General features: G+C 66.8%; 14 protein-coding genes and 1 pseudogene. 11 read left to right on the top strand and 4 right to left on the bottom strand.

The genetic code is table 11. The features are described from left to right. Nucleotides 1-8: 8 nt before the first annotated feature. From ACY65G_RS08820 to ACY65G_RS08800, 5 genes are all read left to right on the top strand, one after another. Nucleotides 9-1,505 (top strand): sensor histidine kinase, encoded by a 1,497-nt coding sequence (locus ACY65G_RS08820; protein ID WP_464996976.1) that lies wholly within the window; start codon nucleotides 9-11, stop codon nucleotides 1,503-1,505. 160 nt (nucleotides 1,506-1,665) lie between these two features. Beyond that, nucleotides 1,666-3,120: a CitMHS family transporter gene (locus ACY65G_RS08815; protein ID WP_464997067.1), complete on the top strand. Its 1,455-nt coding sequence runs from the start codon at nucleotides 1,666-1,668 to the stop codon at nucleotides 3,118-3,120. Between the two features lie 87 nt (nucleotides 3,121-3,207). Continuing rightward, entirely contained in the window at nucleotides 3,208-4,218 is a 1,011-nt protein-coding gene (locus ACY65G_RS08810) for a zinc-binding alcohol dehydrogenase family protein (RefSeq protein WP_464996975.1), read from the top strand. 63 nt (nucleotides 4,219-4,281) lie between these two features. Continuing rightward, entirely contained in the window at nucleotides 4,282-5,193 is a 912-nt protein-coding gene (locus ACY65G_RS08805; protein ID WP_464996974.1) for a GntR family transcriptional regulator, read from the top strand. 118 nt (nucleotides 5,194-5,311) lie between these two features. Continuing rightward, entirely contained in the window at nucleotides 5,312-7,765 is a 2,454-nt protein-coding gene (locus tag ACY65G_RS08800; protein WP_464996973.1) for a glycoside hydrolase family 95 protein, read from the top strand. Nucleotides 7,766-7,796: 31 nt separating this feature from the next. On the opposite strand, the gene ACY65G_RS08795 is transcribed toward ACY65G_RS08800, so the two are convergent. Continuing rightward, entirely contained in the window at nucleotides 7,797-8,306 is a 510-nt protein-coding gene (locus ACY65G_RS08795; RefSeq protein ID WP_464996972.1) for a YgjP-like metallopeptidase domain-containing protein, read from the bottom strand. 158 nt (nucleotides 8,307-8,464) lie between these two features. Between ACY65G_RS08795 and ACY65G_RS08790 the strand changes: the two genes are divergently transcribed. From ACY65G_RS08790 to ACY65G_RS08765, 6 genes are all read left to right on the top strand, one after another. Continuing rightward, on the top strand, nucleotides 8,465-9,652 hold the full coding sequence (locus tag ACY65G_RS08790; protein ID WP_464996971.1) for an acyltransferase family protein: 1,188 nt from the start codon (nucleotides 8,465-8,467) through the stop codon (nucleotides 9,650-9,652). A gap of 81 nt (nucleotides 9,653-9,733) precedes the next feature. After that, nucleotides 9,734-10,585, top strand: coding sequence for an endonuclease (locus tag ACY65G_RS08785; RefSeq protein ID WP_464996970.1), 852 nt, complete (start codon nucleotides 9,734-9,736; stop codon nucleotides 10,583-10,585). A 118-nt stretch (nucleotides 10,586-10,703) separates the two neighbouring features. Next, nucleotides 10,704-11,435, top strand: coding sequence for a molybdate ABC transporter substrate-binding protein (gene modA / locus ACY65G_RS08780; protein ID WP_464996969.1), 732 nt, complete (start codon nucleotides 10,704-10,706; stop codon nucleotides 11,433-11,435). Further along, the gene (modB, locus tag ACY65G_RS08775; RefSeq protein ID WP_464996968.1) at nucleotides 11,435-12,106 is read left to right on the top strand and encodes a molybdate ABC transporter permease subunit; all 672 of its coding nucleotides are present in this window, start codon (nucleotides 11,435-11,437) and stop codon (nucleotides 12,104-12,106) included. The genes modA and modB overlap by 1 nt, the downstream gene beginning before the upstream one ends. After that, complete coding sequence (locus tag ACY65G_RS08770) at nucleotides 12,103-12,774, top strand: ATP-binding cassette domain-containing protein (protein WP_464996967.1); 672 nt, start codon at nucleotides 12,103-12,105, stop codon at nucleotides 12,772-12,774. Before modB ends, ACY65G_RS08770 begins: the two co-directional genes overlap by 4 nt. Next, nucleotides 12,771-13,580: a TOBE domain-containing protein gene (locus ACY65G_RS08765; RefSeq protein WP_464996966.1), complete on the top strand. Its 810-nt coding sequence runs from the start codon at nucleotides 12,771-12,773 to the stop codon at nucleotides 13,578-13,580. Before ACY65G_RS08770 ends, ACY65G_RS08765 begins: the two co-directional genes overlap by 4 nt. 27 nt (nucleotides 13,581-13,607) lie before the next feature. On the opposite strand, the gene ACY65G_RS08760 is transcribed toward ACY65G_RS08765, so the two are convergent. From ACY65G_RS08760 to ACY65G_RS08750, 3 genes and pseudogenes are all read right to left on the bottom strand, one after another. Continuing rightward, nucleotides 13,608-14,111, bottom strand: a complete 504-nt coding sequence (locus tag ACY65G_RS08760; RefSeq protein WP_464996965.1) for a Dps family protein — start codon at nucleotides 14,109-14,111, stop codon at nucleotides 13,608-13,610. Between the two features lie 408 nt (nucleotides 14,112-14,519). Beyond that, nucleotides 14,520-14,780, bottom strand: a pseudogene (locus ACY65G_RS08755) (KGG domain-containing protein); the annotation flags it as partial. Nucleotides 14,781-14,945: 165 nt separating this feature from the next. Further along, nucleotides 14,946-15,068, bottom strand: a complete 123-nt coding sequence (locus ACY65G_RS08750; RefSeq protein WP_464996964.1) for a hypothetical protein — start codon at nucleotides 15,066-15,068, stop codon at nucleotides 14,946-14,948. Nucleotides 15,069-15,075: the final 7 nt, after the last annotated feature.

Genomic DNA, 15,075 nt, shown 5'->3' with positions numbered 1-15,075 from the left:
GTGGAGCCATGCCTTCCTTCGACTCCCTGTTTCGCGGAAGGGGCAGCAAAATCGGCAGCGCCGAGGGCAGCGCCGCGGTCCGCCCGCTGGGCAGCCTGCGCAGCCAGCTGCTGCGCTGGCTGATCCTGCCGCTCGTGGCGCTGGTCGCGCTGAACGCGGTCTCGGTCTACCGCGACGCGCTGGAGACCGCCGATGTCGCCTACGACCGTTCGCTGCTGTCGTCCACGCGCGCGCTGGCGGAGCGGGTGACGGTGCGGGCCGGCAAGGTGGTGGCCAACGTGCCTTACGTGGCGCTGGACAGTTTCGAGACCGACACGCTGGGCCGCATCTACTACAAGGTCACGGGCCTGGACGGCGAAACCGTGTCCGGCTACGACGACCTGCCGCCGGTGCCGGCCAGCGTGCCCCGCTCGGACCTGTATCCTGCGCTGGTGCGCTTCTACCACGCCAGCTACAACGGCGAGCCGGTGCGCATTGCGGCGCTGCTGCAGCCCGTCTATGACGATTCGATGCGCGGCATCGCCCTGATCCAGGTCGGCGAAACGCTCGATGCGCGCCATGCGCTGTCGCGCCGCATCCTGCTCAATACGCTGCTGCGCCAGGCCCTGCTGGTGCTGGCCGTGGCCACGCTGGTGTGGTTTGCCGTGCGCCTCGTGCTGCGGCCGCTGATGCGCCTGAAAAACGAAGTCGAGACGCGCCCGCTGTCGGACCTGTCCAATATCGACGAAGCCCTGGTGCACCGGGAAGTGCGGCCGCTGGTGGGCGCGATGAACGGCACCATGGCGCGCATGCAGGACCTGATCGCCAGCCAGCGCCGCTTCATCGCCGATGCCTCGCACCAGTTGCGCACGCCGCTGGCCGTGCTCAAGACGCAGGCCGAGATCGCCTTGCGCGAAGACGATCCGGCTGCGATGCGCGCCATCGTGCGCTCGATCGCCGGCACCACCGATTCGGCCATCCACCTGGCCAACCGGCTGCTGACCCTCGCGCGCATCGAGCACGGCGGCGGCAGCGCCCACGCCGCGCCGGTCGCGCTGGCCGCCGTGGCGGCGCAGGTCGGCCTGGAGCTGGCCCTGCCGGCGGTGCAGAAAGGGATCGACCTGGCCCTGGAAGCGGAGGAGGGCGCCGACAGCACGGTCACGGGACAGGAACTCTTGCTGCATGAGCTGGTGGCCAACCTGGTCGACAACGCGATCCGCTACACGCCGGCGGGCGGCAGCGTGCTGGTGCGGGTGAGCAGGCCACCGCCGGGCGTGCTGCTGGAAGTGCTGGACAATGGCCCGGGCATTGCCCCCGAGGAAGTCGATAAAGTACTGACGCCTTTCTATCGTGCCCAGGGCACGCTGGAAGCCAATCCCGGCGGCACCGGCCTCGGGCTGGCCATCGTGCGCGAGATCGCCGGCCAGCATGGTGCCACCGTCGCGCTGGAGCGCGGCATCGATGGCCGTGGCCTGAAGGTGGCCATCCTGTTTCCCGTGATCGGCGACGCGCTGAAAGCCAGTTGAAAGGATGGCGGGCTTATAGTCGGCGCAAACAGGCAAAGACCGCTGCATTTTCCAGTACCTGCAATGCGCCTGCTGAGCACCCGATTTTCCCCAAACAGACAATGACAGGCTTGACAAGCCTGCGCCATCAGCAGGTACCGCACCTGCAAGGAGACTGATGATGTTGACCACCCTGGCCTATTCGATGGTCGTAGTGTTCATGTTCCTGATCATGACCAAGCGCCTGCCTGCGCTGGTCGCGCTGATCATCGTGCCGATCGCCTTCGGCATCATCGGCGGCTTCGGCCCCGAGCTGGGACCGATGATGCTGGACGGCATCAAGAAACTGGCGCCGACCGGCGTCATGCTGATGTTCGCGATCCTGTACTTCGGCGTCATGATCGATGCCGGCCTGTTCGATCCCGTCGTGCGCCGCATCCTGAAGGTGGTGCAGGGCGACCCGTTGAAGATCGTGGTGGGCACGGCGGTGCTGGCGATGTTCATCTCGCTGGACGGCGACGGCGCCACCACCTACATGATCACCGTGTCGGCCATGCTGCCGCTGTACCAGCGCCTGGGCATGAGCCGCCTGGTGCTGGCCTGCGTGATCATGCTGGCGGGCGGCGTGTTCAATATCCTGCCGTGGGGCGGGCCGACCGCGCGGGCCGCCAGTGCACTGGGCGTGGACGTCAGCGAGATCTTCGTGCCGATGATCCTGCCGATGGTCGTCACGGCCGCCTGGGTGGTGTTCGTTGCCTACATGCTCGGCATGAAGGAACGCAAGCGCCTCGGCTTCGTGGGGCTGCCGAACGAGAAACCACAAGCCGTCTTCGTGCAGCCTGCCGTCGCGGGCATGCCGCCGACCGCCGAGCTCAATGCGATCGCCGACCAGTGGGTTGCCCATGGCGGCAACGCGGACAACGTCAACGAAGCGCGCCATGCCGCCGCGGGCGGCGCCGCTTCCGGTTCCTCCGCGCCGGACATGGCCGTCGCCGTGTCGCCCAATGCGCGCCCCAGGCTGATCTGGGTGAACTTCGCGCTGACGGCGGCCCTGATGGCGCTGCTGATCATGGGCGCGCTGCCACTGCCGGCACTGTTCATGATCTTCTTTGCGATCGCCATCATGATCAACTACCCGGGCATGCAGGAACAGAAGGAACGTATCGCCGAGCATGCCGCCAACGTGGTGCCCGTGGTATCGCTGATCTTCGCGGCCGGCATCTTCGTGGGCATCCTGCAGGGCACGAAGATGGTCGATGCCATCGCCGCCAGCGTCATCGCCGGCGTGCCCGAGTGGATGGGCCCGTACCTGGCCGTCGTCACCGGCATCCTCAGCATCCCGTTCACGTTCTTCATCTCGAACGACGCGTTCTATTTCGGCATCGTGCCGGTACTGGCCAAGGCGGCCGAAGTCTATGGCATCAGCGCCGCCGAGATCGGCCGCGCATCGATCATCGGCCAGCCGGTCCACCTGCTCAGCCCCCTGGTGGCATCGACCTACCTGCTCGTCGGCATGGCCAAGGTGGAGTTCGGCGATCACCAGCGCTACACGCTGATCTGGTCGATCACCGCATCGCTGGTGATGCTGGTCGCCGGCATCCTCTTCGGCGTGATCCCGCTGATGGGCAATGCCTGATCGATCATCGAGTCGAGCAATGATGCCGTAGCGTTGTATCGTATATATGGAGTACACTGGTGCCGTTCCGTTCAAAGGAAGGGCACCATGAAAGCTGTCGTTTGCGAATCCCCCGGCGACCTGCGCCTCGTCGAGCGGCCCGTGCCGCAGGCCGGCCCCGGCGACGTGCTGCTGCGCGTGCGCCGCATCGGCCTGTGCGGCACGGACATGCACATCTTCCGCGGCACGCAGCCGTACCTGAGCTACCCGCGCGTGATGGGGCATGAACTGTCCGGCGAGGTGGTCACGGCGCCCGAGGACAGCGGCCTGCAGCCGGGCGATCCGGTCTACGTGATGCCTTACCTGTCGTGCGGCGGCTGCGTGGCCTGCCGGCAGGGCAAGACCAACTGCTGCACGCGGATCCAGGTGCTGGGCGTGCACCGCGACGGCGGCATGGCCGAATACCTGGCGTTGCCTGCGCAATTCGTCTTCAAGACCGACGGCATTTCGCTCGACGACGCGGCGATGCTGGAATTCCTGGCCATCGGCGCGCACGCCGTGCGGCGCGGTACCGTGCGCACGGGCCAGAACGTACTGGTCGCCGGCGCCGGCCCGATCGGCATCGCGGTGGCGCTGTTCGCCGGGCTGCAGGGCGGCACGGTGACCGTGCTCGATGCGCGCGAGGATCGCCTGGCGTTCTGCCGGCAGGCACTGGGCATCGACCGCACGGTCACGGTGGGCGATGGCGACAGTGTGGCGCTGGCCGCGCTGACGAATGGCGAGTTCTACGATGCCGTGTTCGACGCCACCGGCAACGTGCGCGCCATGGAGCGGGGGCTGGAGTTCGTCGCCCATGGCGGTACCTATGTGCTGGTCTCGATCGTGCGCGACCGTATCTCGTTCGACGACCCGGAATTCCACAAGCGCGAAACGACGCTGCTGGGCAGCCGCAACGCCACGGCCGACGATTTCCGCACGGTGCTGGCGGCGATGAAGGCGGGGCAGGTGCCCACGGGGCTGATGAACACGCACCGTGCCACGCTGGACGGGTTCGTCGACGCGCTGCCGCGGTGGATGGACCCGGCCGCCGGCGTCATCAAGGCCATCGTCGAAGTGTGACGGCCCGCGTCCCGCAGGGCTTGGCAGGTAGAATGAAACATTATTCATCCTGCCGCCCGCACCATGTCCAAGCTGCCCACCACCACGCGCCGTTGTACCAACCTGCTGCTGGCGTACATCGCGGGCAACGTGGCGGTCGGCGAAGCGCTGCCGACCGAAGTGAAGATGACGGAAGTGGGGCAGGGCAGCCGCACCGCGATCCGCAGCACGCTGGCCTACTTCATCGAGCGCGGGCTGATCGCCGGCATGAAGGAGCGCCAGCTGCTGCGCAAGCCGCGCGACGACGACTGGTTCGATGTCTCGGAACTGCACAGCGGCACGGAGCGGCTCCAGCAGGTGCTGATGGAACGCATCTACCAGCGCGACCTGCCGCCGGGCGCCGAATTCTCGGAAGCGGAACTGTCGCGCGCGTCCGGCGTCAGCACGATCGCCGTGCGCGAATTCCTGATCGGTTTCTCCCGCCATGGCCTGATCGAGAAAAAGCCGCGCGGCGGCTGGCGCCTGTGCGCCTTCGATCCATCATTCGCCCAGGAGCTGGGCGAGGTGCGGGAAATGTTCGAACTGAAGGCGATCGAGCGGGTGGCGGCGCTGCCGCCGGACCACGCGGCCTTCGACCGCCTGGCCGAACTGCTGGCGCGGCACGAAGCGCTCGGCGCCGCGCCGGCGGCCAGCCATGCGGACTTTCCGCCACTGGACCGCGAGTTCCACACCTTCCTCATCGGCCTGCTGGACAACCGCTTCGCGAACAGCCTGAACGATGCGGTATCGCTGGTCTTCCACTACCACTACCAATGGGACAAGCGCGACGAACTGCCCCGCAACCAGTACGCGGTGCAGGAGCACATGGCGATCCTGCGCGCACTGGTGGCGCGCGACGTGCCGGCAGCGCTGGCGGCCATGCGCACGCACCTGCAATCCTCGCGCAGCACCATGCTCAATGCGCTGCACAACCGGGAAAGCCGGCACGCCGACTGAGCGGCCGGCTGTCGCACCTTTCATCGCCCCGGCGCGGCCCGCTGTCGCGCCGCCATCGCCGCGGCGCGCCCGCCTGTCGCGCCTCCCGTACTTCCACACCGATCCACCGGGACAGCCAATGACCGCCTTCCGCCTCGCCATGACCTTGCTCGCCTTGCTGTCGACAGGGCAGGGAGCGACAGCAGCCCAGCCAGCCAACCCGCTGACGCTGCACTACGACAAACCCGCCACTGCCTGGACCGAGGCGCTCCCCATCGGCAATGGGCGGCTCGGCGCGATGGTGTTCGGCCGTCCCGGCGAGGAATTGCTGCAGTTGAACGAAGCCACGCTGTGGAGCGGCGGCCCGGTCGGCAGGAACCTGAACCCGAACGCTTACGATGCGCTGGGCAAGGCGCGCGCCGCGCTGGCGAACGGCGACTACGCCGCCGGCAGCGACTGGGCCCGCAAGATGCAGGGGCCGTATTCCGAAAGCTACCAGCCGCTGGGCGACCTGCTGATCCGCCAGCAACTGGAAGGCGAGGTCACGGGCTACCGGCGTGCGCTCGATATCCGCGACGGCATCGCCACCACGTCGTTCACCGTCGATGGCGTGCGCTACGAGCGCGAGGTATTCGCTTCCGCGCCGGACGGCGTGATCGTCGTGCGGCTCACCTCGAGCCGGCCACGCCGGCTGGACCTGGACGTGACGGCAACGAGCCAGCTGCGCGCACGCACGGTGGCCGACGGCACGTCGCTCGTCATGGCGGGCAAGGCGCCGGCGCACGTGGACCCGAACTACGTGAACTACAACGCCGAGCCGATCGTCTGGATGGACCCCGCCGGATGCCGGGGCATGCGCTTCGAACTGGTCGTCAAGCCCATCGTGACAGACGGCAAGGTGGAGGCCAGCGGCGAACGCATCGCCATCCGCGGCGCCTCGGAAGTGGTGTTGCTGCTGTCCGCCGCCACGAGCTTTGCGGGCTTCGACAAGTGCCCCGACAGCGCGGGCAGGGACCAGCATGCGCTGGCGATGGCTTACCTGGAAGGCACGGCGCAGCGCGGCCATGCGGCGCTGCGCTCGGCCCACGTGGCGGAATTCCGCCGGCTGTTCGACCGCGTGGCGCTCACGCTCAATCCCGGCGAACCGGACCGCGGCGCGCTGCCCACCGACCGCCGCCTGGCCGACTTCACGGCCGGCCAGCCCGACGCGGCGCTGGAAGCGCTGTACATGCAGTTCGGGCGCTACCTGCTGATCTCGTCGTCGCGCACGCGCGGCGCGCCGGCCAACCTGCAGGGCATCTGGAACAATGCGATGCGACCGCCCTGGAGCAGCAACTACACCACGAACATCAACGTGCAGATGAATTACTGGCCGGTGGAGAGCGCGAACCTGTCCGAGCTGTTCACGCCGATGGATGACCTGGTGCGCAACCTGGCGGTGACCGGCACCGATACGGCCGCGTCGTACTACCGCGCTCCCGGCTGGGCGGTGCACCACAATTCCGACATCTGGGCGGCCAGCAATCCGGTCGGCGATTTCGGCAAGGGCGATCCGAAGTGGGCCAACTGGTCGATGGGCAGCGCATGGCTGAGCCGCCACCTGTGGGAGCATTACCAGTACACGGGCGACAAGGCTTACCTGCGCGAGGTGTATCCGCTGATGAAGGAAGCGGCGCGCTTCACGCTCGCCTGGCTGCACCCGGATGCCGAAGGCCGCCTGGTCACGTCGCCTTCCACGTCGCCCGAGAACGATTTCCACTACGATGGCGGCAGGACGGGCACCGTCAGCGTGGGCGCGACGATGGATATCGCCATTGCCCGCGACCTGTTCGACAACGTGGGCGCCGCAGCGTCCGTGCTGGGCATCGACAGCGCGTTTCGCGACGAGCTGAAGTCCGCCACCGGCAAGCTGCTGCCGTTCCGCATCGGCGCCCGGGGACAATTGCAGGAGTGGTACAAGGATTTCGACGAAGTGGACCCGCACCACCGCCACGTGTCGCACCTGTATGCGCTGCATCCGGCGCGCGTGATCTCGCCGCTGGCGACACCGGAGCTGGCCGCCGCCGCGCGCCGCACGCTGGAACTGCGCGGCGACGACGGCACCGGCTGGGCGCTGGCATGGAAGGTCAATTTCTGGGCACGGCTGCTGGACGGCGACCGCGCCCACAAGCTGTTCCGCAACCTGCTGCGGCTGACGAAGCCGGGCGACAAGCATGGCGGCGCGTACGCCAACCTGTTCGACGCCCATCCGCCTTTCCAGATCGACGGCAACTTCGCCGGCACGGCCGGCGTGATCGAGATGCTGCTGCAAAGCCAGAACGGCGAACTGCACCTGCTGCCCGCGCTGCCGGACGCGTGGCGCGACGGTTCGGTGAAGGGCATCGTCGGGCGGGGCAATTACGTCGTCGATATCGACTGGAAGGCCGGGCGCCTGCACGCGGCCCGCATCGAGGCGCGGCAGGATGGGCAGTGCGTGCTGCGTACCGCCGTGCCGGTACAGGTGAACGGCGTGAAGAGCCGGCGCAGCGCCATCGGCTTCACGCTGGCGTTCGCGGCGGTGAAAGGGCGGCGCTACGAAGTGCGGCCGCTGTAATTTCCGGGAAGGCAGGTCGCCAAGGTGTACTTCACCACAGCCGCTGTCCGCTGTGCTCCAGCTCCGTCAGGTACAGCCGCACATCGAACTCGTACTGGTGATAGTGCGGTTCCATGTACGTGCAGAGTTTATAGAACGCCTTGTCGTGCTGCTTTTCCTTCACGTGCGCCAGTTCGTGCACGGCGATCATGCGCAGGAATTCGATCGGGCATTCGCGGAACATCGTGGCCACGCGGATTTCGTGCTTGGCCTTCAGCTTGCCGCCCTGGATGCGTGAAATGGACGTGTGCAGGCCGAGCGCGTGGTTGATCACGTGGATCTTGCTGTCGAAGAGCACCTTGTCGATCGGCGCGGCGTTGCGCAGGAATTCGTCGCGCAGGTCCTGCACATAATCGTACAGCGCCCGGTCGTTGCGCACGTCGTGGGCTTTCGGATAGCGCTTTTTCAGCACTTCGCCGAGGCGGTTCTGGTTCAGCAGGGCTTGCACCTGGTGGCGCGTATCGTCGGAATAGGCGCCGAGGTATTTCAATGGGACTGTCATGGCGGCGAGACTGTACCACACGGTGCGCGGCACGGCCGAGGGTGGGCTGTGGGCCCGTTACCACAGCGGTATGCATGCCGGATGTACTTTTTGTTAACACCCGCCGGTGCCCATGATAGTGTTGCAAGGAATTAATTTCCTTTCTATACATTCGTCGCATGGACGCCATTCCCCCGATCGGATCGCTTGCGGCCCTGCTCGCGGCACTGGCCACGGCGCGGTTGACCGCCCGCTGGACACCGCCGCCGGCAGCCGGACGTTGTGAAACGATCGACGGCCTGCGGGGATTCCTGGCCTTTGCGGTGTTCCTGCATCACGCGGCCATCAACTACCGGTTCCTGCAGTACCGCACATGGACGGCGCCCCAATCGAACCTGTTCGTCAATTTCGGCCAGGCCAGCGTGGCACTGTTCTTCATGCTCACGGGCTTTTTGTTCTATGGCGCCCTGGTCCGGCACCGCGGCGGCTCGCTGGACTGGCTGCGGCTGTTCTGCTCCCGGATCCTGCGCCTGACGCCGCTCTACCTGGTCGCCATGGTGCTGATGTTCGCCATCGTTGCCATGCAGACCGGCTGGGAATGGCGCCGGCCGCCCGCCGACGTGCTGGCCGATGCCGGCAATTGGCTGGGTTTCACGGCCTTTGGCACGCCCGACCTGAACGGGCTGGCGCGTACCTATATCGTCACGGGCGGCGTTACATGGTCGCTGCCCTACGAATGGGCGTTCTACCTGTGCCTGCCGCTGCTCGCGCTCGTCCAGCGCGTTCGCGTGCCGCTGGGCTGGCTGGCCGGCAGCGCCGCCGTTGCCGCGGCGATCGGTCCCGATGCGTTGCGCTGGCCGCACACGCACTATCTTGCCGCCTTTGCCGGCGGGATCGTCGCGGTGCACGTTGCCGCGCTGCCCGCCATGCGTGCCTTCGCCGCCCGGCCGGCCGCCTCGGTCGTGCTGCTCGTGGCGGTTGCGTGGGCGTATGCGGGATTCCCGACCGCGTGGCAGCCGGCGAGCCTGGCGTTGCTGGGTGTCGTGTTTACGCTGGTGGCGGCGGGATGCGACCTGTTCGGCGTGCTGCGCGCCAGGACGGCACGCGTCTTTGGCGAATACGCCTATGGCATCTACCTGCTGCACGGCATTGCGCTGTATGCCGCCTTCACGCTCGTGCCGGGGGCGGGGCGTGCGGCGCAGCTGTCGCCGGCGGCCTACTGGTGCGCAGTGGCCATGCTGGCGCCGCTGCTGGTCGTCGCCTGTTCATTGACATTCCGTTATGTCGAGGCACCGATGATGGGCTGCACCGCGGCGCTGGTGGCGGCGGTACGGCGCCAGCCGAAGGTCGCGCCGGTCGCGCCGTGACCCGCCTCCGTACCGGGATTTTTTAAAGCTGATCTATTGCCGGGCCGACACACCGGGGCGCCGCTCTTGTATGATGGCGCCATGCGCACCCATGTCAATTCCGTGGGACTGCTGGTCCGCGCCGATCCCGCACTCCTGTTCGTCTATCCCGACCACATTCCGCGCAGCTGCATCGATGTCCTGCCGCAGCAGCCGGGCATCTATGTGTTCCGCGACGAAGCCGCCACGCCGATCTACATCGGCAAGAGCGTCAATATCCGGCAGCGCGTGCTGTCGCACCTGCGCACGCCCGAGGAAGCGCAGATGCTGGCGCGCACGCGCCACATCGATTTCGAGCGCACCGGCGGCGAGCTCGGCGCGCTGCTGCGCGAGGCGATGCTGATCCGCGAGCACCAGCCTGTCTTCAATGTGAAGCTGCGCAAGCAGCGCGAGATGTGTTCCATCGCCCTGCGCGAGCACCGGCCCGAGATCGTGTTCGCGAAGGAGGTGGATTTCGGCCGCACCGATGGCCTGTTCGGCCTGTTCGGCACGAAGAAGGCGGCGCAGGAAACGCTGAAGAAGCTCCTGGGGGCGGCGAACCTGTGCAGCGTGGCAGCGGGGCTGGAAAAGGGTACTCCGGGCCGGCCGTGCTTCGCCCGCCAGATCGCCCGCTGCCGGGGCGCCTGCATCGGCGAGGAAAGCGCGGCCGACCATGGCGCGCGCCTGCACGCGGCGCTCGGCCACATGCTGGTGCGGCGCTGGCCGTACGACGGACCCATCGCGATCGTCGAGGAGTCCGACGGGCTGCGGCAAAAGCAGCTGGTCGACAACTGGTGCTACCTCGGCACCGGCAAGCTGAAGAAGAAGCGCGCGGCCGCCCGCTTCGATCCCGCGGTCTATCACATCCTCCAGCGGCCGCTGCTGGCGGGCGGGCTGGCGATCGAACTTCTGTAGCCGTCCGGATTCAGCTTGTCCATATCCGCGCCCCGACAGGCATGCATGCGTGCGGCCATATAATAAGCGCTATATAGTCATGTATATTGCGGTTCTCACTATTCGACGAGGTTTTTCCATGCGCAAGGCACTGTTCGCCGTTGTCGCCACCACGCTGCCACTGCTGGCGGGTGCGGCAGACGTCACCGTTTCCGCCGCCGCCAGCCTGACCAATGCATTCAAGGAGCTGGCGCAGGCATTCGAAACGGCCCATCCCGGCAACAAGGTATTGCTGAACTTTGCCGCCTCCGATCCACTCGTGCAGCAGGTCGCGAAGGGCGCACCGGTGGACCTGCTGGCGTCGGCCGACCAGGACGCGATGGACAAGGCGCAGAAGCTGAACCTGCTCGCCGCTGGCACGCGGCGCGATTTCGCCAGCAATACCGTGGTACTGGTGGTGCCGACCACCAGCAAGATCGCGTCGCTGGCCGACCTGAAATCGGCAGCGCGGCTCACCACCGGCAACCCGGCCAGCGTGCCGATCGGCCGCTACGCGCAGGAAGCGCTGGAGAAGGCGGGCCTCTGGCAGGCGCTGCAGCCGAAGTTCGTGTTCGGCACGTCGGTGCGCCAGAGCCTGGACTACGTGGCCCGCGGCGAAGCCGATGCCGGCTTCGTCTACGCCACCGACGTGATGGCGCAGAAGGATAAAGTCAGGGCGGTGCTGGCCGTGCCGACCGAAACGCCGGTGCGCTACCCGATCGCCGTCATCGCCAGCGCGCAGCAGCCGCAGCTGGCACGCCGGTTCACCGATTACGCGGTGTCGCCGGCCGGCCAGGCGATCCTGGCGAAATACGGTTTCGGCAAGCCCTGATGGGAGAGGCGTGGATCGCGCTCGGCCTGTCGCTGAAGGTGGCGCTGTGGGCCACCGCCCTCGACCTGGTAGTCGGCGTGGCCATCGGCTGGGTGCTGGCGCGCAAGCGCTTTCCCGGCCGGGAACTCCTCGACGCGCTGATGACGCTGCCGATGGTGATGCCGCCCACGGTGCTCGGCTATTACCTGCTGGTCGTCATCGGCCGCAACGGCCCGGTGGGCGGCTGGCTGCATGACGTGTTCGGCATCAACCTCATCTTCACGTGGCAGGCCGCCGTCATCGCGGCCGCCGTGGTGGCATTTCCCCTTGTCGCGAAAGGTGCCCGCTCGGCGTTCGAGTCGGTCGATCCGCAGCTGGAGCAGGCCGCGCGCGTGCTCGGCATTTCCGGCATGGGCGTGTTCCTGCGCGTGACGCTGCCGCTCGCCTGGCGTGGCGTGCTGGCCGGCACGCTGCTGGCGTTTGCCCGTTCGATGGGCGAGTTCGGCGCCACGCTGATGGTGGCGGGCAGCATTCCCGGCAAGACGCAGACGTTGTCGATCGCCGTCTATGAAGCCGTGCAGGCAGGGCAGGACGATACCGCCAACCTGCTGGTGATCGTCACTTCGGTCACCTGCGTGGCCGTGCTGGTGACGGCCAGCCGGCTCGCCCCGGCGCGCAAGGCAGTGGCATGATCCGCCTCGACATCGACACCACGCTGCGCGCGGCCGCGCGCGAATTCCGCCTGCGCGCAAAGTTCACGTCCGTCAGCCAGCGGGTCGTCATCTATGGCGCCTCGGGCGCCGGCAAGAGCCAGATGCTCAAGGCGGTGGCCGGCCTGGCACGGCCGGACGCGGGCCATATCGAGCTGGCGGGCAGGGTGCTGTTCGACAGCGCCAACGGCATCGACGTGCCGCCGCAGCGGCGCAACGTGGGCTACCTGTTCCAGGACTATGCGCTGTTTCCGCACCTGAACGTGCGCCAGAATATCGCGTTCGGCCTGCAACGCGGTCTGTTCAATCCGCCGCGCAAGGTCGATGGCGAGCGGATCGCCTACTGGCTCGATGCGTTCGGTCTGGAAGCGGTGGCCATGCAGGTGCCGGACCAGCTTTCCGGCGGCCAGCGGCAACGGGTGGCGCTGGCGCGCGCGCTCATCGCGGAACCGGCCGCGCTGCTGCTGGACGAACCGTTCGCGGCGCTCGATCCGGCGCTGCGCGTGCGCATGCGTGCCGAGCTCGACGCACTGCAGCGCCGCCTCGATATCCCGATGATGATGATCACGCACGACCCGGAAGACGCCGTGGCGTTCGGCGGGCATGTACTGACGATGGCCGATGGCGCCATCGTCGAGGAGAAAGCATGAACGAAGCAGCGGAACCGGCGCCTCTCGAACTGCATGGCAGCCTGTGGCTGGCGGCGGGCGGCAGGCAGCTGGGCGGACCGGACCGCATCGCGCTGCTCGCCGCCATCGGCCAGTGCGGTTCGATCACGGCGGCGGCCAAGGCCGTGGGCATGAGCTACAAGGGCGCATGGGACGCGGTGGATGCGATGAACAACCTGGCCGGCACGCCGCTGGTCGAGCGGCTGGCTGGCGGCAAGGGGGGCGGCGGCACGCGGCTCACCGAACGCGGCGCGCAGCTGGTGGGCCAGTTCCGGCGGCTGGAGGAAGTGCATCGCCGCTTCGTCGAACAGTTGGGCAAGCAAACGGATATCGAGGTCGATCTGCTGCAGGTACTGAACATGAAAACCAGCGCGCGCAACCAGTTCCTGGGCACCGTGGACGCCGTGACACGTGGCGCCGTCAACGACGAGGTGGTGCTGCGCATCGTCGGCGGTCAGCGCATCGTGGCGGTCGTGACGCATGAAAGCACGCAAAGCCTCGGCCTGGTGCCGGGCGTACAGGCGTTCGCGCTCGTGAAGGCGTCGTCGGTGATCGTTGCGGTGGATGCGCAAGGAATGAAACTGTCGGCCCGCAACCAGCTCGCGGGTACCGTTGCGCGGGTCGTGCCGGGCGCGGTGAATACCGAGGTGACGATCGCGTTGCCCGGTGGCGGCACGATCGCGGCCACGGTAACGCGGGACAGCTCGGAAGGGCTGGGACTGGTTGTAGGCATGCCGGCGACCGCGCTGTTCAAGGCTTCCAGCGTGATCGTCGGCATGCCGGCATGACGCGCCGTGGCGCGCCTTGCCGCTGAATCAGACGGTTCGGGTGGACTCGAACAGGAACCAGATGCGCTGTTCCGCTTCGTCGATCCAGTTTTCAAGCACGCTGGCCGTGGCGATGTCCTGGTCTTCGTCGCACACATCGTGCACTTCACGCATCGACTTCACCAGTGCCTGGTTGTCGGCGCGCAGCTCGTCCAGCATGGCGATCGCGTCGACGAACGGCTCGTCATTGTCCTTGATGCGCTGCAGCTCGGAAATGTGCTTGATGGAGCGGATCGTGGTGCCGCCCAGCTTGCGCACGCGCTCGGCGATCGGGTCGAGCATCGCATAGATCGCCGTGGCTTGCTCGTCGAGCAGCAGGTGGTAGGAACGGAAGTGCGGGCCGCTCACGTGCCAGTGAAAATTCTTGCATTTGATGTACAGCGCAAAGGTGTCCGCCAGCAGTGCATTGAGTCCTTCGGCCACTTCCTTGCGGGCTTTGTTGCCGAGATCGGTCGGCGTCTTGAGTGCTTCCACTTGTGCTTGGTCGTTCATGTCTGCCTCGTCTTGATTTGGAAATCCATTGTATCGCAGACAACGAAATCGCGTGATGAACCGTGCGGGCGGGTGCCACCACTCCCGGAAGGGGGAGGAATGCCGCCGGACGCCCGTAAAAGCGCGGGAATCAGCTGAAAAGCGGGACAGGACAGCGCACAGGCGACCGGCGCGTTGCAACGATGGCTGCCCGATAAATAAGCGGGGCAATCGCGGGGCAGTCTGGCGGGTGCATCCGCTGTGAGAGCGTGAACGGGTTGTGCGGCGGAGAACGGCGCTGCGAGCGACAGCTCAAGAAGAAAGCGCAGAGCGCGGGAAGGCAATATGGCGGAGCCGGGAGAGGAGCCCCGGCCCGCCGTGGTATGGAGGAGATGCGCCGGCTACGTGCGGCTCGACCGGCGATAGCCGTCAGCGGTTTTCTTCCTTCGCCCCCTGGCGTGCGAGCCGGCTTGCGGACTGGCGGCTTTCACCGCCTTTTCTACCGATTTCCGCCATGTGTTCGCGATCCCGGCTGACAGCCTCGCCGCCTTTCTGGCCGGCGCGGCGCGCTTCCTCGGAATCGAATTCGTGCGCGGTCCCTTTCTGGTGGGCTGCCTGGCCCCCCTTGCTGGCAATCATCCGCTGGGTTGCCTCGTCCATTGCGGCAAAACCGCGTTTGCTGGTGCTTTTTCCGCTCCCTTGTGTTTCCGCCCGCTGGCTGTTCCCCTTGTTCGGTTCGGATCGCTGCTCGGTTTTCCCATCGGTTCCGAGGTCGCTACGGGCCTTGCTGCCTGATTCGCTGCGTGATTCGCCGTGATGATCAATACGTGATTCGCCGTGATTTGTGGACATGTTTCACCTCTCTCGCTCTGGATCGTAGGAATCGATCGAATCGGTCGAATCGATCGAGCCGGTCGACTCGGTCGAATCGGTCGAATCGGTCGAATGGATCGAATCGATCGAATGGATCGAATGCATCGAAGCC

Source organism: Pseudoduganella sp. jia 12 (assembly GCF_055502675.1).
Note: the sequence above shows the minus strand (reverse complement) of the source record. Positions and strands in the feature narration are given on the sequence as shown.

Excerpts from the sequence above, each read along its gene's own strand:
- ACY65G_RS08815 (WP_464997067.1), top strand. The coding sequence starts at position 1,666 with ATGTTGACCACCCTGGCCTATTCGATGGTCGTAGTGTTCATGTTCCTG.
- ACY65G_RS08800 (WP_464996973.1), top strand. The coding sequence starts at position 5,312 with ATGACCGCCTTCCGCCTCGCCATGACCTTGCTCGCCTTGCTGTCGACA.
- ACY65G_RS08770 (WP_464996967.1), top strand. The coding sequence starts at position 12,103 with ATGATCCGCCTCGACATCGACACCACGCTGCGCGCGGCCGCGCGCGAA.
- ACY65G_RS08785 (WP_464996970.1), top strand. The coding sequence starts at position 9,734 with ATGCGCACCCATGTCAATTCCGTGGGACTGCTGGTCCGCGCCGATCCC.
- ACY65G_RS08805 (WP_464996974.1), top strand. The coding sequence starts at position 4,282 with ATGTCCAAGCTGCCCACCACCACGCGCCGTTGTACCAACCTGCTGCTG.
- ACY65G_RS08790 (WP_464996971.1), top strand. The coding sequence starts at position 8,465 with ATGGACGCCATTCCCCCGATCGGATCGCTTGCGGCCCTGCTCGCGGCA.
- modA (WP_464996969.1), top strand. The coding sequence starts at position 10,704 with ATGCGCAAGGCACTGTTCGCCGTTGTCGCCACCACGCTGCCACTGCTG.
- ACY65G_RS08760 (WP_464996965.1), bottom strand. The coding sequence starts at position 14,111 with ATGAACGACCAAGCACAAGTGGAAGCACTCAAGACGCCGACCGATCTC.
- ACY65G_RS08820 (WP_464996976.1), top strand. The coding sequence starts at position 9 with ATGCCTTCCTTCGACTCCCTGTTTCGCGGAAGGGGCAGCAAAATCGGC.
- ACY65G_RS08765 (WP_464996966.1), top strand. The coding sequence starts at position 12,771 with ATGAACGAAGCAGCGGAACCGGCGCCTCTCGAACTGCATGGCAGCCTG.
- ACY65G_RS08795 (WP_464996972.1), bottom strand. The coding sequence starts at position 8,306 with ATGACAGTCCCATTGAAATACCTCGGCGCCTATTCCGACGATACGCGC.
- ACY65G_RS08750 (WP_464996964.1), bottom strand. The coding sequence starts at position 15,068 with ATGCATTCGATCCATTCGATCGATTCGATCCATTCGACCGATTCGACC.
- modB (WP_464996968.1), top strand. The coding sequence starts at position 11,435 with ATGGGAGAGGCGTGGATCGCGCTCGGCCTGTCGCTGAAGGTGGCGCTG.
- ACY65G_RS08810 (WP_464996975.1), top strand. The coding sequence starts at position 3,208 with ATGAAAGCTGTCGTTTGCGAATCCCCCGGCGACCTGCGCCTCGTCGAG.